This is a genomic window from Dietzia sp. Die43, assembly GCF_024519835.1.
GTDB lineage: Bacteria > Actinomycetota > Actinomycetes > Mycobacteriales > Mycobacteriaceae > Dietzia > Dietzia kunjamensis.
Genome location: NZ_JALJRF010000003.1, coordinates 125561 through 146567, shown reverse-complemented (window position 1 = coordinate 146567; position 21007 = coordinate 125561). Strand labels below are relative to the sequence as shown.

Here is a 21007-nt window from a genome sequence, read left to right as displayed (position 1 = left end):
CCGCCCCCGTCCCCGTCCCCCGTGTGTGCCGATGCACACTCCGGAGTACGGGCACGGGGGCGGCTGCGGTGGATCAGGGCCGTTGTGCCGGATCAGTAGGGTGGTGGGACCGCCGCCGGACCGGTCGGCGGGCAGTTCCCGAGGAGGATCGTCGATGTCCGAGGAAGCCACCTCCGACGGGCGGGAGGCCACGTCCCCCGGGCGGGGTGCCGGGGCGCCCGGCGGCTCCACCCGCGACCCCGCGGCCGAGGATCGCGATCACGGCCGCCGCGCCGGGACCGACGAGGGAACCGCCACCCACCACACCGACGTCATCGGGAGGGCGACGCCGTCCGCCACCCGCCCCGGGGCCACGGTCGTCCACCGGGACGAGACCGCCAAGATCGTCGCGTTCGAGTTCGACGAGGGCCAGGAGATGCCCGACCACGCCGCGTTCCACCCCATCCTGGTCCAGGTGCTGCGGGGACGCGTGGAGTTCGGCCTGCCGGACCGCACACTCGAACTGCGCACCGGCGAAATCCTCCACCTCACAGCAAAGCTCCGTCACCGGGTCCGGGCACTCGAACCCACCACGCTGACCATCACGATGCTGCTGCCGCGGTCCTGACCCGGTGGCTACGCTGAGGCCCATGATCGCGCTCGTCCTCGCCTCCGCCTCCCCGTCCCGACTGCGGATCCTCGAGCAGGCGGGGGTGGACCCGCTCATCCGTCACCCGCAGGTCGACGAGGACGCCCTGCAGGCCGCCCTGCCGCCGGGGACCCCGCACGTGCGGGTCGTGGAGGAACTGGCCCGCGCCAAGGCGGAGGACGTCCTGCAGCGCGAGGGTGAGTCGCTCGCGGCCGAGGCGAGGTCGGCCGGCGCCGACACACTCGTGGTGGTCGGGTGCGACTCGATGTTGTTGGTCGACGGCCACCTCGAGGGGAAACCACACACCTACGAGCGCGCCATGGAGCGCTGGCGGAGGATGCGCGGGCGTCACGGGGTCCTGCTCACCGGCCACGCGTTGATCGTGGCCGATCTCACCGGCGACGACCCCCTCGCCGTCACCTTCTCCGAGACCGACACGTCCGACACCACGGTGCACTTCGGCGCACCTTCCGACGCCGACCTCGACGTGTACCTCCGCACGGGGGAGCCGCTCGAGTGCGCGGGCGCGTTCACGATCGAGTCACTCGGCGGCTGGTTCATCGACCGGATCGAGGGCGACCCGTCGAGCGTGATCGGGCTCAGCCTGCCTCTGCTGAGACGACTCCTCGAGGGTGCCGGAATCAACGCCCACCGCGTCTGGCGACCCGAGCTCCGGACGTGAATCCACCCGGGTTTCCCCACCCGGGGACGTGACGGCCACAACAACCTCGCAGGTCAGGTCGCCCGACGCCTCGCGGGCCCGCCCCCGCGGGCCAGCCCTTGGACCCCCAACACCACACATGAGGGGGGCCTCTCATTAGACTGCGGAAGAACTCGGTGGGCCCCACGGCCGATCGACAGTAGAGACGTTTACCTCCAGGAGGCCCTGAGTGCCCAGTCATGCCAGCTCTCACATCACCAAGGTCCTCGTCGCCAACCGCGGCGAGATCGCCGTCCGTGTGATCCGTGCGGCGAAGGACGCCGGCCTGGCCAGCGTGGCCGTATACGCCGAGCCCGACGCCGACGCACTGTTCGTCAAGCTGGCCGACGAGGCCTTCGCTCTCGGAGGAACCACCTCCGCGGAGTCGTACCTGGTCTTCGACAAGATCCTCGACGCCGCCGCCAAGTCCGGCGCCGACGCCATCCACCCCGGCTACGGCTTCCTCTCCGAGAACGCCGACTTCGCGCAGGCCGTCATCGACGCCGGCCTGATCTGGATCGGCCCCCCGCCGCAGGCCATCCGGGACCTCGGCGACAAGGTCACCGCCCGCCACATCGCCGAGCGGGCCAACGCCCCGATGGCCGCCGGTACCAAGGACCCCGTCGCGGGAGCCGACGAGGTCGTGAAGTTCGCCGAGCAGTACGGCCTGCCCATCGCGATCAAGGCCGCCTTCGGTGGTGGCGGTCGCGGCATGAAGGTCGCCCACAGGATGGAGGAGGTCGCCGAGCTCTTCGAGTCGGCCACCCGTGAGGCCGTCGCCGCGTTCGGCCGCGGCGAGTGCTTCGTCGAGCAGTACCTCGACAAGGCCCGCCACGTCGAGGCCCAGGTCCTCGCCGACCAGCACGGCAACGTCATCGTCGCCGGCACCCGCGACTGCACCCTGCAGCGCCGCTTCCAGAAGCTCGTCGAGGAGGCCCCCGCGCCGTTCCTCACCGATGACCAGCGCAAGCGGATCCACGACTCCGCCAAGGCCATCTGCAAGGAGGCCGGCTACTACGGCGCCGGCACCGTCGAGTACATGGTCCAGGGCGACACGATCTCCTTCCTCGAGGTCAACACCCGCCTCCAGGTGGAGCACCCGGTCACCGAGGAGACCGCGGGCATCGACCTCGTCCTGCAGCAGTTCAAGATCGCCGAGGGCGAGGTGCTCGAGTTCACCGAGGACCCCGCCCCGCGTGGCCACGCCTTCGAGTTCCGCATCAACGGCGAGGACGCGGGTCGCGGCTTCCTGCCCGCCCCCGGCACCATCACCGGTTACCACGAGCCCACCGGCCCCGGAGTGCGCATGGACTCGGGCGTCGAGCAGGGTGACACCATCGGCGGCCAGTTCGACTCCATGCTCGCCAAGCTGATCGTGTGGGGCGAGGACCGCGACCAGGCGCTCGCCCGCTCGGCCCGCGCCCTGGCCGAGTACAAGGTCGAGGGCATGGCCACGGTCCTGCCGTTCCACCAGCACATCGTCACCAACCCGGCGTATGTCGGCGACGGCAAGAGCTTCGACATCTACACCAAGTGGATCGAGGAGGAGTGGGACAACCCGATCGAGCCGTGGTCGCCCACCGGTGCGCCGGCCGACGACGACGAGCCCGTCGAGCGCAAGAAGGTCGTCGTCGAGGTGGACGGACGTCGCGTCGAGGTCTCCCTGCCCGGCGACCTGGCCTTCGGCGGCTCGCACGCCGGCGGGACCGTCCGCCGCAAGGCCAAGTCCCGCACCCGTGGTGGCGCCGCCGGTGCGGCCGCGTCCGGGGACGCCGTGTCGGCTCCGATGCAGGGCACGGTCGTGAAGGTCGCCGTCGAGGAGGGCCAGGAGGTCTCCGCCGGCGACCTGGTGGCCGTGCTCGAGGCCATGAAGATGGAGAACCCGGTCACCGCGCACAAGGACGGCGTCATCACCGACCTCGCCGTCGACGCCGGTGCCGCCGTCACCCAGGGAACGGTCCTCTGCGAGATCAAGTGATCCGCGGGTAGAGCCTGCAGCCCGGAGGGCCCCGGCGACCGACTCCGGTCGCCGGGGCCCTCCGGCGTCAGCGCCAGCACCTGACCGGGCGGCCCGGGCTCTGCGACGTCAGCGGCAGAGCGCGGGCGGTGTTCCGCCGGGCCCGGGCGGTGTTCCGCCGGCCGGGTTCGCTTCCCGTGCGCTTTGCGCGTCCGCGATGGACCGTTCGAGGCGCGCACCCCCACACAATGCGGGCAGACCGGGCGCGCAGGTAAGCGAGAGCGCGCAGGTGCGCCCAGTCGGGCCGGGTCAGCCGGTCGAGCTGTCGACCACGGGCTGGGCGCTGGCGGGATCGAACGTCGCGTCCGCGAGGAACTCCCGGACCTCGGGCACACGCCGGAGGAATCCGTCCGCTTCGTCGTCGGACTCCGCCACCTGGCTCGCCTCCTCGGCGGCGACCCGCCGCTCGAACAGCTCCACCTCCCTGGCGATGCGGTCGTCGTCCCAGCCGAGAACTCCCGCCATCAACTCGGCGACCTCGCGAGCGCAGTCGACGCCACCGTGCTGGTACTCCATGGAGATCCGGGTGCGGCGCACGAGGACGTCCTCGAGGTGCAGGGCGGCCTCCGCGAGGGCGGCGTGCACGATCTCCACACGCAGGTAGCGCTCGGCTCCCCGGACGGGATCGAGGAGGTCGGGCCGGTCGGCGGCGAGCTCGAGGACGTATTCGGCGAGCGTCCCGTACCGCCCGAGCAGGTGCTGCATCTGGTCGTCGCGGATCTCGTACTGGTCGGCGATCCGGTCGGCGCGGTTGACCATCCCGGGGTAACCGTCGGCGCCCAGCAGCGGGATCCGCTCTGTCGTCGACGGCGGCACCTCGGCGGCCCGCTCCCCCAGTTCCGCCACGGCGGCGTCCACCGCGTCGGCGGCCATCACGCGGTAGGTCGTGTACTTGCCGCCCGCCACGACCACCGCGCCGGGGGCCACGGTCATCACGGCGTGTTCGCGGGAGAGCTTGGCGGTGGAGTCGGCGCCGCCGGAGAGCAGCGGGCGCAGGCCGGCGTACACGCCGCGGACGTCCTCGCGCCGGATCGGGGTGGTGAGCACCGAGTTGACGTGGCCGAGGATGTAGTCGATGTCCGCGCCGGTGGCCGCCGGGTGGGCCAGGTCGAGCTGCCAGTCGGTGTCGGTGGTGCCGATGATCCAGTACTCGCCCCACGGGATGACGAACAGCACGGATTTCTCGGTGCGCAGGATGAGCGCGGCCTCGGAGTCCACCTTGTCGCGGTCCACCACGATGTGCACGCCCTTGGACGCCCGCACGGTGAAGCCGCCCTCCTCGCCGAGCATCTTCTGCAGCTGGTCGGTCCACACGCCGGCGGCGTTGAGCACGGCCCTGGCCCGGACGTCGGTCTCGCGACCGGTCTCGGCGTCACGCACCCGCACACCGGTGACCCGGTCGCCGTCCCGAACGTAGCCGATCACCTGGGTGGAGTTGGCCACGACCGCCCCGTGGTGAGCGGCGGTGCGCGCCAGGGTGAGGGTGTGGCGGGCGTCGTCGACGAGAGTGTCCCAGTACCGGATGCCGCCCACGATGGCGTCCTCGCGCAGTCCCGGGGCCACCCGGCGCGCTCCCGCGCGGCTGTAGTGCTTCTGCGGCGGGACGCTCTTGGAGCCGCCCATCACGTCGTAGAGCACGAATCCCGCGGCCATATAGGGGCGTTCCCAGAACCGACGGGTGAGCGGGAAGAGGAACTTCAGCGGCGTGACCAGGTGCGGGGCCAGGCGCGTCATGCTGAGTTCGCGCTCGTGGAGGGCTTCGGCCACCAGGCCGAAATCGAGCTGCTCGAGGTAGCGCAACCCGCCGTGGAACATCTTCGAACTGCGTGAGGACGTGCCGGCGGCGAAGTCGCGGGCCTCGACGAGCGCCACGTTCAGCCCCCTGGTGGCCGCGTCGAGCGCGCTGCCGGTGCCGACCACACCCCCGCCCACGATCACGATGTCGAAGGTGTCCTCCGACAATCTGCGCCAGGCCTCGGCGCGGCGGTCGGGGCCGAGGACCGATCGGGACCTGGTCGTGGGCATGGGCGCTCCCTCCGGGGCCGTGCGCGGGTTCCGGCCCGTCGCCGACGACTCTACGCGCGAGGCGGACGTGTCCACGCGAACGCGGACGTAGTCTTGGCCGTGTGACTCGCAGCTCCTACATCCTCGCGATCGACCAGGGCACCACCTCGACACGGGCGATCCTCTTCGACGACCGGGGCATGCCGGTGCCCGCGGCGACGGCGCAGGTCGAGCACCGGCAGATCCTGCCGAGGGCGGGCTGGGTCGAGCACGACCCGCTGGAGATCTGGCAGAACGTCCGCGCCGCCATGGCCCAGGTCGCGAGCAGCGTGGATCTCGAACCGGCGGCGGTGACCGCCATCGGCATCACCAACCAGCGCGAGACGGTGGTGGTGTGGGACCGGGAGACCGGCGATCCGGTCTACAACGCGATCGTGTGGCAGGACACCCGCACCTCCGGCATCTGCGCACGGTTGTCCGAGGCCCACCCGGACGGCGACGACCGGTTCCGCGCCGCCACCGGCCTGCCCCTGTCGACGTACTTCGCCGGCCCCAAGATCCGGTGGATCCTCGAGCACCTGGACGAGCGGGGCGAACGCGGGACCGAGCGGGCCGAGGCCGGGGAACTGCTGGCGGGGACCATCGACTCGTGGTTGGTGTGGAACCTCACGGGTGGGCGCCGGGGTGGCGACGACGGCGAGGCGGCCCTCCACGTCACGGATGTCACCAACGCGTCGCGGACCCTGCTCATGGATCTGCGGTCCCTGGAGTGGGGTGACGAGCTGTGCCGTGAGGTCGGCGTCCCCCGGGCGATGCTGCCGCGGATCGTCCCCTCCTCCGGGGTGCTGGGGCACGTGACGACGCGGCGGATGTTCGGCGGTACGCCCATCGCCGGGATCCTCGGTGACCAGCAGGCCGCGATGTTCGGGCAGACCTGCTTCGAGCCGGGCGAGGCCAAGAACACCTACGGCACGGGCGCGTTCCTGCTGCTCAACACGGGCACGACGCCGCAGTTCAGCGAGAACGGTCTGCTCACCACCGTCTGCTACCAGCTGGGGGACGCCGATCCCGTGTACGCCCTGGAGGGGTCCGTGGCCGTGGCCGGGTCACTGGTGCAGTGGCTGCGCGACAACCTCGGGGTGATCTCCACCGCCGACGAGACCGAGGACCTCGCGACGTCATTGGAGGACAACGGCGACTGCTACCTGGTGCCGGCGTTCTCCGGGCTGCTCGCCCCGCGGTGGCGGCCGGACGCCCGCGGCGTGATGGTGGGCCTGACCCGCTTCCACACCCGGGCGCACCTGGCGCGGGCCGCGCTCGAGGCGACGGCCTTCCAGAGTCGCGAGATGGCCGCCGCGATGGTCGCCGACGCCGGGGAGTCCGCCGATTCGCTGCGGGTGGACGGTGGGATGGTGGTCAACGACTTCCTCATGCAGTTCCAGGCCGACATCCTCGGGGTGGACGTGATCCGGCCGGAGGTCACCGAGACCACCGCACTGGGTGCCGCGTTCGCCGCCGGGCTGGCGGTGGGTCAGTGGGACTCCCCCGACCGGCTCCGTGAGCTGTGGAGGGAGGACTGCCGCTGGACGCCGCGGATGCCCGAGGAGGAACGTCAGCGGTTGATCGACCGGTGGGACGAGGCGGTCGAGCGGACGCTGGGCTGGGCGGACGTCGAGGGCTGACCCGGCGGCGACCGGTGCGGTCGACCGGTGCGGTCGACGGGGTGTCAGACGGCGTGGAAGACCGCCGGCCGCAGCGGACGCACGGCGAGGCGGGAGCCCGTCCCGACGCGCTGACCCGTGGGTACCGGCACGGCGCAGATCTGGTCGGTGCCGTCGAATCGCATCCGCACCAGGGTCCGGGCACCCCCGAACTCGACGGCGGTGCACACGGCGTGACCCCGGATCTCCTGGTCGTCGTACCCGTCGTCGTACCCGACATCGTGCCCGGCGGCCCCGACTCCCCGCACCTCCAGGCTCTCGGGGCGCCACAGGACTGTCCCCCGTCCCTCGGCGGGCGAGTCCAGCGGCACGGTGCCGAGGACCGTCTCCGCGGTCGCGCCGGTCGCGGTGGCCGGCAGGGCGACGGTCTCGCCGGAGAGGTCGGCGACCCCGCGGCTGACCGGATGGTGGTAGAGCCGCTCGGGGGTGTCGACCTGGGCGAGCTCACCGTCGATGAGGACCGCGACGCGGTCAGCCGTCGCCATCGCCTCGGAACGGTCGTGCGTGACGAGGATGGAGGTGGCCCCGGCCTCGGCGAGCAACGCCGCGACCTCCGCTCTCACCGCTCCGCGCAGGGCCGCGTCGAGCGCGCTGAAGGGCTCGTCGAGCAGGATCAGCCCGGCTCCGGGGGCGAGTGCCCGCGCGAGCGCCACCCGCTGCTGCTGACCGCCCGACAGTTGCGACGGCCGGTCACCCGCCCGGTCCGCCAGCCTGACCAGGTCGAGCACCTCGCGGACCCGCTCGGCACGCTCGGCGCGGCCGCGCCACCTCGCCAGGGGGCCCGGCGGCACCAGGCCGAACCCCACGTTGTGCGCCACGTCCAGGTGGGGGAACAGCGCGCCCTGCTGGGGGACCAGCCCGATCCCGCGCCGCTGGGCACTGAGCCGGTCGATGCGGCGGCCGTCCAGGAGGATCCGTCCGGACGACACCGGGTGCAGGCCCGCGATCATGCGCAGCATCGTGGTCTTCCCCGACCCGGAGGCGCCCAGGACCGCCACCGATTCTCCCGCCTCCACCCGGAGCGCGACGCCGCGGACCACCGGGGAGCCGTCGTATCCGCCCGAGACGGAGTCGAGTTCGAGTACCCCGCCGGGGCTGGGTTTCCAGGTCACGTCGCGCTCCGTTCGGTCTCGTTCGCCCGGCCCGAGGCCGCGGTCGCCGTGCCCGGGTCGCCTCGGCCGCCCGCGCCCCAGCCGAACGACCGACTCAGCACGAACGCGGGGATGACGGCCACGACGACCAACATGGCGGCGTACGGGGCCGCCTGCGAGTAGGCCGCCACCTCGGTGTGCGACCACATCGCGGTGGCGAGCGTCTCCGTGCCCGTGGGTCGCAACAGCAGCGTGGCGGGCAGTTCCTTGGCCACGCTGAGGAACACGAGGCTCGCCCCCGCGAGGATCCCCGGCATCGCCAGTGGCGCCACCACCCGGGCGAACGTGCGCAGACGCCCGGAGCCCAGGCCGGCCGAGACGTCCTCGAGGCTCACCGGGATGGCACTGACCGACGAGCGCACCACTCCCACCGCGAGCGGCAGGAACAGCACCACGTAGGCGAACACCAGCATCGGTGTCTGCTGGTAGAGGCCCGGTACCAGCCGGATCCCGACGAACACCACCGCGAGGCCCACCGTGATGCCCGGGAGCGCGAAGCCGACCTGCGCGACGGTCTCGGTGGCCCGCGCGACGAGCCCGTCCGAGCGTGCCGCGAGGATCCCGATGGGCAGCGCCAGCACGATGGTGGCCAGCGCCGCCACGGCCGAGACCCCGGCGGTGGTGCCGGCGGCCTGGAACACCGGCGCCCACGAGACGTCCACGCTCGCCGCGGCGCGCACCCACCGGGCGAGGCCGACGAGTGGGCCGAACACCCCGCCCGCGAGGATGACGGCGACGACGACGAGGGCGAGCCCCTTCAGGCGACCCAGCGGTATCCGGGTGGGCGCCGTGTCCACCCCGGCGCCGACCCTCGCGACCTCGCCGCGTCGGGCCCGCCGCTCGCCGACCATCACGACCAGGGCCAACGCGATGAGGACGCAGGCCAGGACGGCCGCCGGGACGCGGTCGAACGCCGCCCGGTAGGAGTGGTAGATGCCCAGCGTGAACGCCTCGTAGCGGAGCATCGCGACCGCACCGAAGTCGGACAGCGTGTACAGCGCCACCAGGAGCCCGCCCGCGGCGACCGCCGGTCGGATCTGTCGGAAGGTCACCCCGAACACGGCACGGGTGGTGCCGTGCCCGAGGGTGCGCGCGACCTCCTCGAGCCCCGGGTCCACCCGCCGGAGGGCGGCGGAGGCGGGAAGGAACACGTACGGGTAGCAGGAGATGGTGAGCACCGCGACGGCCCCCGGCAACCCGAGGACCTCCGGGAAGTCGGCCACCCAGAGGTAGCCGAGGACATACGACGGCGTGGCCAGCGGAACGCACAGGAGCGCTCCGATGACCGGGGCCCCCGGCAGGTCGGTGCGGACCACGAGCCACGCCATCCCCACCCCGACGATCACGCTGGCGGTGGTGACCAACACGACAAGCACGACGGTGTTGCCGAGGAGGGTCAGCGTCCGACCTGAGCCGAGCACCTCGGCGGCGGACGCCGGGCCCCGTTCGCCCGCCCGGATGACCAGGTAGACCAGCGGGATGAGCGTCGCCGAACACGCCAGCACGGCGGCGGCCCCGAGCAGGGGCCGGCCGCAGCGCAGTCGCGTCAGCAGGTCGATGTCCGGTCCGTCAGATCATGCCGACGCGGGCGAGCATGGCCTGCGTCTGCTCGAGACCGTCCAGCTGACCGAGGTCGATGTCCGGGCCGCCGAGCGTGTCCAGCGGAGGGAGGCCGGCCGCGTCCGTGGCGATCCCCGGGACCACGGGGTACTCGCTGGTCTCCTCGACGAAGTACGTCTGGGCCGGCTCGGCCAGGAATGCCTCGACCACGCGGCGGGCGTCGTCGGGGCGGTCCGTGGAGGCGAGGATCGCCACGCCCGCCACGTTGACCAGCGCTCCCGGATCACCCTGCGCCATGTACTTCACGCGGGCGCGCATGTTCTCCGTACCCCTCTCCGCGGCCGAGTTGTACCAGTAGTAATGGTTGGTCAGCCCGAGTTCGACGGTGCCCGCGTCGACGGCCTGCAGGAGCGCGTTGTTGTTCTCGAATGTCTGCGGGTCATTGGCGAGGAAGTCCCGCAGCCACTGCTCGGCGGCCTCGTCGCCCCGGTCCACCCGCAGCGCCGTGACGAAGGACTGGAACGACGCATTGGTGGGCGCGTAGCCCACGCGCCCCTTCCACTCGGGAGCCAGGACCGCGTCGATGGTGTCGGGCACCTCGGCCTCGTCCAGTGTCGCGGAATCGTAGATCAGGACGCGCGCCCGGAGGCTGGTCGCGACCCAGGTGCCGTCCGCCGCGCGGTATTCCGGAGGGACGACCTCGGTCACGGACTCGTCGAGCTGTTGCAGCAGGCCCGCGTTGTCGAGGGCACCGAGGGCCCCGGCGTCCTGAGAGAAGAACACGTCCGCGGGGCTGGCCTCCCCCTCCTCCGCGATCTGCGCCGCCATCTCGGGGGTGGAGGCGTACCGCACCTCGATGTCCACCCCGGTGGAGTCCGAGATCTGCTCGATCAGCGGGGCCACGAGGCTCTCGCTGCGACCGGAGTAGAGCACCAGCGCGTCCGATTCGTCGGAGTCCGAGGTGCAGGCCGCCAGCCCGAGTACGAGGGATCCGGCGGCGGCCAGGGCTGCAACACGACGCAGCTTCATTGTGGCTCCTTAGCGGTTCCCGACGCCGTGTCGTCGACGTCGACGGAGCTTAGCCTAACCTGAACGGCCCCGCCGGTCGGTGCGCAGGGCACGCGACATCGTCTCCATCGCACCGGATGCCGGGGTCAGTCGAGGTCGTCGTGGCGCATGAGCTGGCGCGCGGCCTCGGTGATGGTGCCCGTCATCGACGGGTAGACCGAGAACGAGCCCGCGAGATCGCCCACGGTGAGCTGGTTCCGCACCGCCACCGAGATCGGCAGGATGAGCTCGGAGGCGGTGGGGGCGACGACGACCCCGCCGACCACCACGCCCGACGCCGGGCGACAGAAGAGCTTGACGAACCCGCGGCGCAGGCTGCGCATCTTGGCCCGGGGGTTGCCTGCCAGCGGCATCACCTCGACGCGGGCCGGTACCTCGCCGCTCTCGATCTGCGCGTGCGAGATGCCGACGGTGGCGATCTCCGGCCGGGTGAACACGGCCGAGGCCACGGTCTTGAGCTTGATGGGGCTGACGCCCTCGCCGAGCGCGTGGTACATCGCGATGCGGCCCTGCATGGCGGCCACGGAGGCGAGCGGGAACAGGTCGGTGCAGTCGCCGCCGGCGTAGATCCCCGGCGCGGTGGTACGCGAGACGCGGTCGACCTTGATGTGGCCGCTGCGCTGCAACTCGACACCGGCGCTCTCCAGTCCGAGGCCCTCGGTGTTGGGCACGGAACCGACGCAGATGAGGGCGTGGGATCCCTTGACCGTGCGACCGTCCCCGAGGCGGACGATGATGCCGTCCTCGAAGTGTTCGACCGCGTCGGCGCGCGCGTGCTTGACCAGCGAGACGCCCCGCTCACTGAGCGCCTCCTCCAGCACCAGGGCGGCGTCGGCGTCCTCGTGCGGCAGCACACGGTCGCGACTGGAGACCATGGTGACCTTGACGCCCATCTCCGTGAACGCCGAGACGAACTCCGCACCGGTGACGCCCGAACCGATGACCACGAGGTGCTTGGGCAGCTCAGTGAGGTCGTAGAGCTGACGCCAGTTGAGGATCCGCTCGCCGTCCGGCTCTGCCCCCGACAGCACCCGGGGACTGGAGCCGGTGGCGATGAGCACCACGTCGGCGTCGAAGATCTTCTCCTGGCCGTCGTCGAACGTCACGGCCACCCGGTGGGAGGCCATGCCGGGCTGGGAGTCGTGCAGACGGGCCCGTCCGGACAGCAGCCGCACGCCCTCACGCTGGAGCTGCGACCGGATGTCCGCGGACTGGGCGCGCGCCAGGGACTTGACCCGGCCGTTGACCTGACCCAGCTTGTAGGCGGTGGGATCGAAGTGCGCCTGGACGCCCATCTCCTCGGCCCGGCGCATGTCCGTGCGCACGCCGGTGGTGGCGATGAACGTCTTGGACGGCACGCAGTCACTGAGGACACAGTTGCCGCCGATGCCGTCGGAGTCGACGATCGTGACGTCCGCACCGTACTGGGCTGCGACCAGCGCGGCCTCGTAGCCGGCGGGGCCGCCGCCGATGATGATGATGCGTTGCGTCACATGTCCTCCACGGCTCACAGGGGTAAGGGCCGGGCGCCGCAGCCCGCTGTGGCGGATCGCGTCACGTCCGCGGTACACGGTAGTCGAACGTCTCGATCGGGGACGCCGGGACATCTGGCCGCCACCGCCGAAGGGGCTAGGGTTGTGGGCGTGCCTCTCTACGCCGCGTACGGGACGAACATGTATCCCGATCAGATGAACACCCGCGCGCCGCACTCGCCCTTCGCGGGGACGGGCTGGCTCGAGGGCTGGCGCCTGACCTTCGCCGGGGACGACCCCACGTGGGAGGGCGCCGTCGCCACCGTCGTCGAGGACCCGGACTCCAGGGTGTTCGTGGTGCTCTACGACGTCCCCGACGAGGACGTGCGCGCCCTCGACCGCTGGGAGGGCACGGATCGGATGCCCGCGCGCAAGATCCGGGTCCGCATCACCCGCCGGCCCACCGTGCCCGACGGTCCCCCGGTCGGCGCGCAGGAGTCCGAGTTCGCCGTGGACATCGCCCCGGCCGGCACCGACGACACCGTGCTCGCATGGCTGTACGTGATGGACGCCTTCGAGGGAGGCCTGCCGTCCGCGCGCTACCTCGGCCTGCTCGCGGACGCCGCCGAGTGCGCGGGGGCCCCCGAGAAATACGTGCACGAATTGCGCACACGCCCGTCGCGCAACGTCGGCCCCGGCGCCTGACGCGGATGGCGCCCCTGCTGACGCCCACCGACGAGGCCCGCGCGGCCGCAGCCCGGATCGCCGAACTGAGCGGCCGCGACCACCACGACGTGGCCCTGGTCCTGGGGTCGGGCTGGTCCGAGGTAGTGACCGGACTCGCCGACCAAGGCACCGCCGTGACCATCGCCCCCGCCGACCTCCCCGGGTTCGCCACCCCCGCCGTCGCCGGGCACCGCGGGACCGTCACCAGTTGCCTGGTCGACGGGGTGCCGCTGCTGTCCGTGGCCGGGCGCACCCACCTCTACGAGGGCCGGGGTACCGGACCCGTCGTGCACCCCGCCCACGTCGCGGCCGCCGCCGGGGCGCGGGCGCTCGTGCTCACCAACGCCGCCGGCGGTCTGCGAGACGACCTCGCCGTCGGCGACCTCGTCCTCATCCGCGACCACCTCAACCTCACCGGTCGCTCGCCGCTCACCGGGCCACTGTTCGTGGACATGGTCGACGCCTACTCCCCCCGCCTGCGCGCGGCGGCCGCCGACGCGATGGCCGCGGTGGACGCGGGCGGAGCCGCCGGGGCCGGGGTCACGAGCGGGTCCACGACAACGCGAGAGTCTGCGACCCGCCCCTCCGAGGGCGTCTACGCCGCCATGCCCGGCCCCCAGTACGAGACCCCGGCCGAGATCCACATGCTGCGCACCCTCGGCGCCGACCTCGTGGGCATGTCGACGGTGCCCGAGACCATCACGGCCCGCGGGCTGGGACTCGAGGTGGTCGCGGTGTCGCTCGTGACCAATCTCGCCGCCGGCGTCACCGGGCAACCGCTGGACCACGCCGAGGTGCTCGCCGCCGGAGCCGCCGGATCCGACCGCCTCACCGGGGCCCTGCGCGCCCTCGTCCCCGCCGTCGCCCGCTGCTGAGGGGCACACCCGTGACCGCGCCCGTGCCTGATCCCGCACCGCTGGCCTTCGGCACCGCCGGCGTCCGCGCACCCCTGGGGCCCGGACCCGACCGGATGAACGACCAGACGGTCACCCTCGTGGCCACGGCCGTCGCCCGGTACCTGCGGGAACGTGAATCACCCGGGTCGACGGTCATCGTGGGCGGGGACGCCCGGCACGGGTCGGCCCGATTCGTCGACGTCGTGGCTGCGGTGTTGGCGGCGCACGACCTCGTCGTCGTCGTCCCCGGCGCCCCCGTCCCCACCCCGGTGGTGGCCGCGGCGGTCCGCGCGCGCGGCGCGGCGGCCGGGCTCGTGGTGACCGCGTCCCACAACCCCGCGAGCGACAACGGCATCAAGGTCTACGGACGCGGCGGCGCACAGATCGTGCCGCCGACGGACTCCCGGATCGAGCGGCACCTGCACGCCGCGACGCGGGAGGGGGTCGCCGTCCCCACGGCCGTACCCGGATCGGTGCGGGTGGACCCCGCGCTCGTCGACGACTACGTGGCCTCCGTCGTCACGGCCCTGCCACGGCCCGCCCGGCCGCCCCGCGTGGCACTGACCCCCGTCCACGGGGTCGGAGGCGATCTCTGCCGCCGCGTCCTGGCCGGGATCGGCGTGCACGACGTGACGCTGGTGGCCGAGCAGGCGGACCCGGATCCGGACTTCCCCACCGTCGCCTCCCCGAACCCCGAACGGCCCGGGACGACCGCGCGCCTGCTGGAGTTGGCGGCGCGGATCGACGCCGACGTCGCGATCGCGCTCGACCCGGACGCCGACCGGTGCGCCGTGGGGTTCGCCGACCCGGACGGGCGGTGGCGGATGCTCGACGGCGACGAGACGGGCGCGGTACTCGCCGACCATCTGCTGCGCGCGCCGCTGCCGGGGTCGACCGCGGGCGACGAGCTCGGTGTGCCGGTCGTCGCGTCGACGATCGTCTCCTCGCGGGTGCCATCGCTGCTGGTCCCGGCGCGCGGCGGTCGGCACGTGGAGACGCTGACCGGGTTCAAGTGGCTCGTGCGGGCCGGCGAGCCGCTGCGGTACGCCTACGAGGAGGCCATCGGGCACTGTGTCCTGCCGGACGTCGTGGCCGACAAGGACGGGATCTCGGCGGCCGCGGTGTGGTGCGCGATGGTCGGATCAGGCGGACCGACGGTCGGCGCGCGACTCGACGCACTGGCCACGGAGTTCGGGGCGCACCTCCGGCGCAATGTGTCACTGCCCCTGGCGGCCGACACGGACCCGGCGGCGGCGCTGAGGCGGGCGGCCGGGCTTCTCACCACCGTCGGCGAGGTCCGACCGCTGGAGGGGACCGCCGGCATCCGCGTGGACTCGGATGGTGCGCGCGCGGTGGTGCGGCCCTCGGGCACGGAGCCGCTGCTCAAGACGTACGTCGAGGCGTGGACCCCGCCCGGGCCCTCGGCGTCGGACCGCCGCGACGCCGCACGCCGGCTCGCGCGGCTCGGTGATGCGGTCGCAGGCGCGGTGGGTGGCTAGCGGTTGGTGCTTGCCGGTGGGCGGTTGTCGGTTGCCGGCTAGCGGGGGCCGAAGAGGCGATCGCCCGCGTCGCCGAGGCCGGGGACGATGAACGCGTTCTCGTCGAGGCGCTCGTCGATCGTCGCGGTGACCAGGGTTGCGGCCAGCCCGGAGGCGCGCACCGCCTCGATCCCCTCCGGCGCACACAGGACGCACACCACGGTGACCCCGGTCGCGCCGCGCGCCGCGAGCGTCTCCAGCGTCGACACCAGCGATCCGCCCGTCGCGAGCATCGGGTCCAGGACCACGACGTGGCGTCCGGCCAGGTCCTCCGGCAGCGAGCACAGGTACGACACCGGCTGGTGGCTCTCCTCGTCGCGGGCCAGGCCGATGAACCCGACCTGAGCGCCCGGCATCAGACGGGTGGCCGGATCCAACAGACCCAGGCCCGCCCGCAGCACCGGCACCACGAGCGGCACGCCGTCCACCGCGACCGCGGTCGTGTCCGTGATCGGGGTGCTCACGGTGACCTCGGTGGTCGGCACGGACCGGAAGGCCTCGTAGCAGAGCATGGTGCCGAGGGCGTCCATCGCAGCGCGGAACCCGGCCGTATCGGTGGCGGAGTCGCGCAGCGTACGGAGCCGGTCCCCGACCAGCGGGTGATCCACGACGGTGATGTCCATGCCCGCCAGGATTCCATACGGAGGAAATCCCGGACCGGCTGGAACCGGATCGTCTTCTCGACGCGTCGAACCCTGTGACGGGACGAGAGAGAACGACGAGGGGACGCAGGACATGACGGACGGGGCGATCGACGTCCATGTCGACGGTTTACGCGAACTGGGAACGGGGCTGACCACCCTGGCCGACACGCTGGGGGGTGCGCTCGAGGCGGTGGACGGGCTGCCGATCGAGGCGGTGACGCCCGTGGTCGGGCCCGTGGGCGCCGACTTCATGTCCGCGCTCATGGCGGCGACCGCGCGGCACCGCGAGGTGTTGGCCGGGCTCACGCGGGTCACCGACGCCGCCGGGGAGCTCGTGTTGGAGACGGCCAGGCTCTTCGACGAGTCCGACGCCGCCGGCGCTGCGGCGATCGGCGCCGCCGGTGCCGCCGGTGCCGCCGGCGCCGATCTCACCGGGAAGTGGGTGTGATCCGGTGATCGCCGACGCGCTGGCCTACGCCGGCCCCATCAAACAGATCCTCGATCTGCTGTCCGCGGAGGAGTTCGTCCCCGCCGAGGCGCAGGACATCATGCGGCCGGTCAGTGACGGACTCGAGGCCGCGCAGCAACTCGGCCCGCCGCTGGAACGTCTGCTGTCGGAGTCGTGGGACTCCCTGGCCTCCCTGGGGGCCGCGCACTCGATCGCCGAGGTCGGCCGGACGATGGGCGCGCTCGGCGAGTCCGCCGCGGAGATCGCGCGGGTCACCGCCGTGGCCGCGGAGATCGTGGTCCGGGGGACTGTCGAGGTGATAGGGATTGTGCAGCAGTTCCTCGCCCGTGCGGCCGCCATGGGGCCGGCCCTCCTCACCCCGCCGGGACAGGCCGGCCTCCTCGGGCTGGCCGCCGAGCACCTCGCGCGTGGGATCCAGGTGGCCGAGCGGGTCCAGACCGAGCTGAGGGTGCCGACCGCGGAGATGCGGGCCATCGCCGCCGGTATCCCCCCGGCCCCCCGCATGCCGGGCACGGTCGGGGCCGGTTCCGGCACCGGCGGCGCGATCGACGCCACCATGGTCGCCTACACCGAGTCCGGTCCGGACGCGGTCTTCGCTGCGGGCGGCGACGCGGGCGGCGCGGTCTTGGCTGCGGGCGGCGGCGCGGACGGCGCGGGCGGCGGCTCGTTTGACGGCGGTTCGTTCGACAGTGGCTCGTCGGGTGTCGCGGCGGAGTCCGCCGCCGGGTCCGGGTTCGTGCCCGGGACGGCGGGGTTCGGTGACGCCGGGTCCGGGGTGATCGGCGGCGGAACCGAGGTGACCCTGCCCGACGGCTCGGTCGTCACCGCCCCCAACGAGCAGGCCGCCGGCGCTGTCCGCAACGCGCTCAGTCAGCAGGGTGTGCCGTACGTGTGGGGCGGCACCTCTCCCGGCCAGGGGCTGGACTGCAGTGGCCTGACGCAGTGGGCGTACGGGGACGCCGGTGTGGAGATCCCCCGCCTGGCCCAGGAACAGGGCGTGGGTGTCCAGGTGTCCCCGCAGGACGTCCTGCCCGGTGACCTGCTCGTGTGGGACGGCCACGTCGCCATGTACATCGGCAACGGTCAGATCGTGGAGGCCGGGGACCCTGTAGCGGTGTCCGGGCTCCGCACCGACAATATCGGCATGTCGTTCCACGGCTTTTACCGTCCGACCGGCTGATGGCACCCGACAGCTGCCGGCACACCGACCCGATGACCGGGGTGGTCGCCGAGGTCGGCACCGACGGCGTCCCGGTGGGCCTGGCCCTTCCGGAGGCCCTCCTCGACCGCCCGCCCGCGGAGGTGGCGCGCGCGGTCCTGCGCAGCCTCACCGCGGCCGCGGGCGACGCCCGCGATCTGCTGGAACGCCTCGCCGCCGACGACTGGGACGAGAGGGACTGGGACGAGAGGGACCCGGGCGACGAGCCGGGCGGGTCTGTCAGGTGAGCGCCGGAGGACTGGACGTCGAGGCGTTCCTCGATCGTCTGCGCGGGATCGCGACCGAGTGGGAGTCGGCACACGACCAGCTGGAGACCTTGCGCATCTCGACGACCAGCCGGGACCGACTCGCCACCGCGACCGCGGACTCCGGCGGGAGCGTGGTGGACCTCGTGCTGGCGCCCGGGTTGCGCAGGCACGGGTCCGAGGTGGTCGCGGCGTCGATCCTCGAGGCCACGTCGGCTGCCGTGGAGCAGGCCAACACCCGTCGCGCGGAGCTGGTCTCGGGCTCGGTGGCCCTCGCCGTGAGCGGTCGGAGGCGGGCGGCCGAGGACGCCGCCCGTCATCACACCGACCCCGCCCCGGCGGGCCGTGGCACCGCCTGACTAGCCGTGGATATGCTGACCGGCATGGCCAAGGACATCGTCCCGATCGAGCTCGGTCTCCCGGAGGGAGACGTCACGACCCTCTGGGCACCCAGCTGGCGGGAGGACAACGACGACTGGGAGGCGTTCCTCGGGCTGGACGAGGACCTCTACGCCTTTGACTCGACGGCCGAACTCCTCGCCCTGGTCCGCAGCGGCGCGGAGCACGATCTGCAGGACCACCCCTCGTGGGAGGAGTTCGCCGGATCGGACGTGCTCGCCTTCCGCGCCGCCGAGGAGAACTGCTACGACCTCGTCGGCGTCCTCGAGCTCCTCGGGGACGATCCGACCGAGTCGTCGGTCGACGAGATCGATCAGTCCTTCGCGATCGCCCGCTCGATCGGCGAGGTGTGCGAACTGGACACCGTCACCAAGTTCTTCAACGGCAACCCGGTGCTTGCGTCCGTCACGCACGGCATGGACGAGTTCTACGGCCGCGACGGGCTCAAGCTGTGGAAATCCATCCGCAAGACGGTCGCCAAGGGCTGGGACGACGTCCTCGACGCCATCCAGGACGTCATGACCACCCCGGAGATCGACCGCGCCGAGGTCGAGCGTGCGCGCCACGACCTGGAGACCGCCGAGGCCGCGCTCCCCGAGCCGGAGCCGGAGCCCGAGCCCGCCCCGACCGGGTACCCGGACGGCTCGCTCTGGAAGAGCGTCGGGATCGACCCCGTCAGGATCGTGTTCGCTGACCAGGAGTACCTGAGTCTGCGCTGCTACCTGGGCGACCGGCCGGTGTTCCTCGGCGACGGCGACCAGGCGTACGTCTTCACCAGTGCGCGCGGCCTGTCCCGCTACCTGGCCGACAACGACGACGACACCCTGAGCCGGGTGGCCACCTACGAGCGCGTCAAGATCGCCGCGACCGACGGCAGCCTGGACGTGCACGTCACAGACGACAACGTGTACGTCCTGGCCGGGCTCGACCGCGACATCGAGGTCGGGCCGGAGATGGTGGACTCCGAGCAGCTCGGCCTGGCGGTCGAGTTCGTCACCGACCTGGCCAACTACGTCGGCGACGCCGAACTCGAGGCGTCGGTGACCGGGCGCGGGTCGGCGCTACGGCGCTACCTGCACTACGTCCTCAACCCCGACGACGCCAAGCTGCTCGAGCCGACCGCACCGTATGACGACGAGGCGTCCGAGTGGCGCGACCTGGTCGACGACGTCGAGAAGCTCGTCACCACGCCCGACCTCGCCTGATCCGGGGTGCGTCGTCCCCGGCGTCCGTTCCCGGACGGTCACCAGCCGCGCAGTCGCTCGGTCACCACGCCGGCAGGACCGCGATCCGGGCCCGTCCCGAACGCGGCCGCCACCTCGTCGAGTGCGGCCGGCAACCGTGCGGTGTCGCCCGCGTGGACGGTGGCCACCACCTCGCCGACGCGGACGTGTTCGCCCTCGACGCGGTGCAGCATCACGCCCGCGCCCGGGTCGACCGCCTCGCCGGGGCGGGTCCGCCCCGCCCCGGCCAACCACGACGCGCGACCGACCCCGAGCGCGTCCCACCTGATCGGACCCGACGCCGGGGCCCGCACCTCCTCGACGTGCGCCGCCCGCGGTAGGACCGCGTCCGGGTCCCCGCCCTGCGCGGAGATCATCGCCCGGTAGGAGTCCATGGCCCGCCCGTCCGCCAGCCGGGCACGCGGGTCGGCGTCCGGGATCCCCACCGCGGCGAGCGCCTCGAGCGCCAGCGCGCAGGTCAGGTCGACCATGTCGGCAGGCCCCCCGCCGGCGAGGATCTCCCGCGCCTCGGCCACCTCGAGCGCGTTGCCCACGGCGCGACCGAGGGGCGTGTTATTGGCGGTCACCAGGGCACTGGTCCGCACACCGGCGGCGGCGCCGATCCCGACCATCACCCGCGCCAGCTCGGCGGCGTCGGCGGGGTCGGGCAGGAACGCGCCGGAGCCGAACTTCACGTCCAGCACCAGCGCACCGGTGCCCTCGGCGATCTTCTTGCTCATGATGGACGTGGCGATCATCGGGATGGACGGGACGGTGCCGGTGACGTCCCGCAGCGCGTAGAGGGCCCGGTCGGCGGGGGCGAGGTCGGCCCCGGCAGCGCAGATCACGGCCCCGGTCCGCGTCAGGACGGCACGCATCTCGTCGGCGTCGAGGTCCGCGCGCCACCCGGGGATGGACTCGAGTTTGTCGAGCGTGCCGCCGGTGTGGCCGAGCCCCCGGCCCGACAGTTGCGGCACGGCCACGTCCCACGTCGCCAACAGCGGTGTCAGGACGAGGGTGATCGCGTCGCCCACGCCGCCGGTGGAGTGCTTGTCGACGGTGGGCACCACCCTGCCGCCGCGGGTCAGATCGGACAGGTCCATCCGGGTTCCGGAGCCCACCATCGCCGTGGTCCACCGGGAGATCTCCCGGTCGGTCATCCCGCGGAAGTAGATCGCCATCGCGAGCGCGGACATCTGCTCGGGTGCGACGACCCCGCGGGTGAACCCGTCGACGATCCAGTCGATCTCGTCGTCGTCGAGTTCCCGCCCGTCCCGCTTGGCCTCGATGATCCGCACGGCGTCGTGTCGCGCGCTCATCCCGGAGC

Annotated in this window: 19 protein-coding genes; 12 read left to right on the top strand and 7 right to left on the bottom strand. The window is 72.7% G+C overall.

Going from position 1 to position 21007, the window contains the following annotated elements:
• Nucleotides 1–154: 154 nt before the first annotated feature.
• From NR111_RS03555 to NR111_RS03545, 3 genes are all read left to right on the top strand, one after another.
• The gene (locus NR111_RS03555) at nucleotides 155–607 is read left to right on the top strand and encodes a cupin domain-containing protein (RefSeq protein ID WP_256819897.1); all 453 of its coding nucleotides are present in this window, start codon (nucleotides 155–157) and stop codon (nucleotides 605–607) included.
• A 22-nt stretch (nucleotides 608–629) separates the two neighbouring features.
• Nucleotides 630–1310, top strand: a complete 681-nt coding sequence (locus NR111_RS03550) for a nucleoside triphosphate pyrophosphatase (protein WP_154830306.1) — start codon at nucleotides 630–632, stop codon at nucleotides 1308–1310.
• Nucleotides 1311–1518: 208 nt separating this feature from the next.
• Complete coding sequence (locus tag NR111_RS03545; RefSeq protein ID WP_119191961.1) at nucleotides 1519–3306, top strand: acetyl/propionyl/methylcrotonyl-CoA carboxylase subunit alpha; 1788 nt, start codon at nucleotides 1519–1521, stop codon at nucleotides 3304–3306.
• A gap of 288 nt (nucleotides 3307–3594) precedes the next feature.
• Here the strand turns inward: NR111_RS03545 and NR111_RS03540 are convergent, their stop codons facing one another.
• Nucleotides 3595–5370 (bottom strand): glycerol-3-phosphate dehydrogenase/oxidase, encoded by a 1776-nt coding sequence (locus NR111_RS03540; RefSeq protein ID WP_256819896.1) that lies wholly within the window; start codon nucleotides 5368–5370, stop codon nucleotides 3595–3597.
• 101 nt (nucleotides 5371–5471) lie between these two features.
• Here NR111_RS03540 and glpK point away from each other — a divergent pair, with 101 nt between their 5' ends.
• Nucleotides 5472–7031, top strand: coding sequence for a glycerol kinase GlpK (glpK, locus tag NR111_RS03535; protein ID WP_256819895.1), 1560 nt, complete (start codon nucleotides 5472–5474; stop codon nucleotides 7029–7031).
• A gap of 44 nt (nucleotides 7032–7075) precedes the next feature.
• On the opposite strand, the gene NR111_RS03530 is transcribed toward glpK, so the two are convergent.
• The 4 genes from NR111_RS03530 to NR111_RS03515 form a co-directional block, all read right to left on the bottom strand.
• A complete protein-coding gene (locus NR111_RS03530; protein ID WP_256819894.1) occupies nucleotides 7076–8182 on the bottom strand; it encodes an ABC transporter ATP-binding protein in 1107 nt (368 codons plus the stop codon).
• Nucleotides 8179–9726, bottom strand: coding sequence for an iron ABC transporter permease (locus NR111_RS03525; RefSeq protein WP_256819893.1), 1548 nt, complete (start codon nucleotides 9724–9726; stop codon nucleotides 8179–8181). The genes NR111_RS03530 and NR111_RS03525 overlap by 4 nt, the downstream gene beginning before the upstream one ends.
• 64 nt (nucleotides 9727–9790) lie before the next feature.
• On the bottom strand, nucleotides 9791–10810 hold the full coding sequence (locus NR111_RS03520; protein WP_256819892.1) for an iron ABC transporter substrate-binding protein: 1020 nt from the start codon (nucleotides 10808–10810) through the stop codon (nucleotides 9791–9793).
• 125 nt (nucleotides 10811–10935) lie between these two features.
• On the bottom strand, nucleotides 10936–12342 hold the full coding sequence (locus tag NR111_RS03515) for an NAD(P)H-quinone dehydrogenase (RefSeq protein ID WP_069389277.1): 1407 nt from the start codon (nucleotides 12340–12342) through the stop codon (nucleotides 10936–10938).
• 150 nt (nucleotides 12343–12492) lie between these two features.
• Between NR111_RS03515 and NR111_RS03510 the strand changes: the two genes are divergently transcribed.
• From NR111_RS03510 to NR111_RS03500, 3 genes are read left to right on the top strand one after another with little or no spacing between them, the layout of a single operon-like run.
• Complete coding sequence (locus tag NR111_RS03510) at nucleotides 12493–13026, top strand: gamma-glutamylcyclotransferase family protein (RefSeq protein WP_069389279.1); 534 nt, start codon at nucleotides 12493–12495, stop codon at nucleotides 13024–13026.
• Between the two features lie 5 nt (nucleotides 13027–13031).
• Entirely contained in the window at nucleotides 13032–13922 is an 891-nt protein-coding gene (locus NR111_RS03505) for a purine-nucleoside phosphorylase (RefSeq protein ID WP_256819890.1), read from the top strand.
• Between the two features lie 11 nt (nucleotides 13923–13933).
• Nucleotides 13934–15442, top strand: coding sequence for a phospho-sugar mutase (locus tag NR111_RS03500; protein WP_256819889.1), 1509 nt, complete (start codon nucleotides 13934–13936; stop codon nucleotides 15440–15442).
• Nucleotides 15443–15480: 38 nt separating this feature from the next.
• On the opposite strand, the gene upp is transcribed toward NR111_RS03500, so the two are convergent.
• Nucleotides 15481–16104 (bottom strand): uracil phosphoribosyltransferase, encoded by a 624-nt coding sequence (gene upp, locus NR111_RS03495; RefSeq protein WP_069388394.1) that lies wholly within the window; start codon nucleotides 16102–16104, stop codon nucleotides 15481–15483.
• 112 nt (nucleotides 16105–16216) lie between these two features.
• On the opposite strand from upp, the gene NR111_RS03490 reads away from it, so the two are divergent.
• The 5 genes from NR111_RS03490 to NR111_RS03470 are packed head-to-tail and all read left to right on the top strand — an operon-like array spanning nucleotide 16217 to nucleotide 19662.
• Nucleotides 16217–16573, top strand: a complete 357-nt coding sequence (locus NR111_RS03490) for a type VII secretion target (protein WP_067712196.1) — start codon at nucleotides 16217–16219, stop codon at nucleotides 16571–16573.
• Between the two features lie 4 nt (nucleotides 16574–16577).
• Nucleotides 16578–17774 carry a C40 family peptidase gene (locus tag NR111_RS03485; RefSeq protein WP_206474542.1) on the top strand — a complete coding sequence of 399 codons (1197 nt, stop codon included), beginning with the start codon at nucleotides 16578–16580 and terminating at the stop codon, nucleotides 17772–17774.
• A complete protein-coding gene (locus NR111_RS03480; protein ID WP_069388393.1) occupies nucleotides 17774–18040 on the top strand; it encodes a hypothetical protein in 267 nt (88 codons plus the stop codon). Before NR111_RS03485 ends, NR111_RS03480 begins: the two co-directional genes overlap by 1 nt.
• A complete protein-coding gene (locus tag NR111_RS03475; RefSeq protein ID WP_067712187.1) occupies nucleotides 18037–18417 on the top strand; it encodes a YbaB/EbfC family nucleoid-associated protein in 381 nt (126 codons plus the stop codon). Before NR111_RS03480 ends, NR111_RS03475 begins: the two co-directional genes overlap by 4 nt.
• Before the next feature lie 24 nt (nucleotides 18418–18441).
• Entirely contained in the window at nucleotides 18442–19662 is a 1221-nt protein-coding gene (locus NR111_RS03470; RefSeq protein ID WP_173674777.1) for a hypothetical protein, read from the top strand.
• Between the two features lie 38 nt (nucleotides 19663–19700).
• Here the strand turns inward: NR111_RS03470 and NR111_RS03465 are convergent, their stop codons facing one another.
• A complete protein-coding gene (locus NR111_RS03465; protein WP_256819888.1) occupies nucleotides 19701–20999 on the bottom strand; it encodes a thymidine phosphorylase in 1299 nt (432 codons plus the stop codon).
• Nucleotides 21000–21007: the final 8 nt, after the last annotated feature.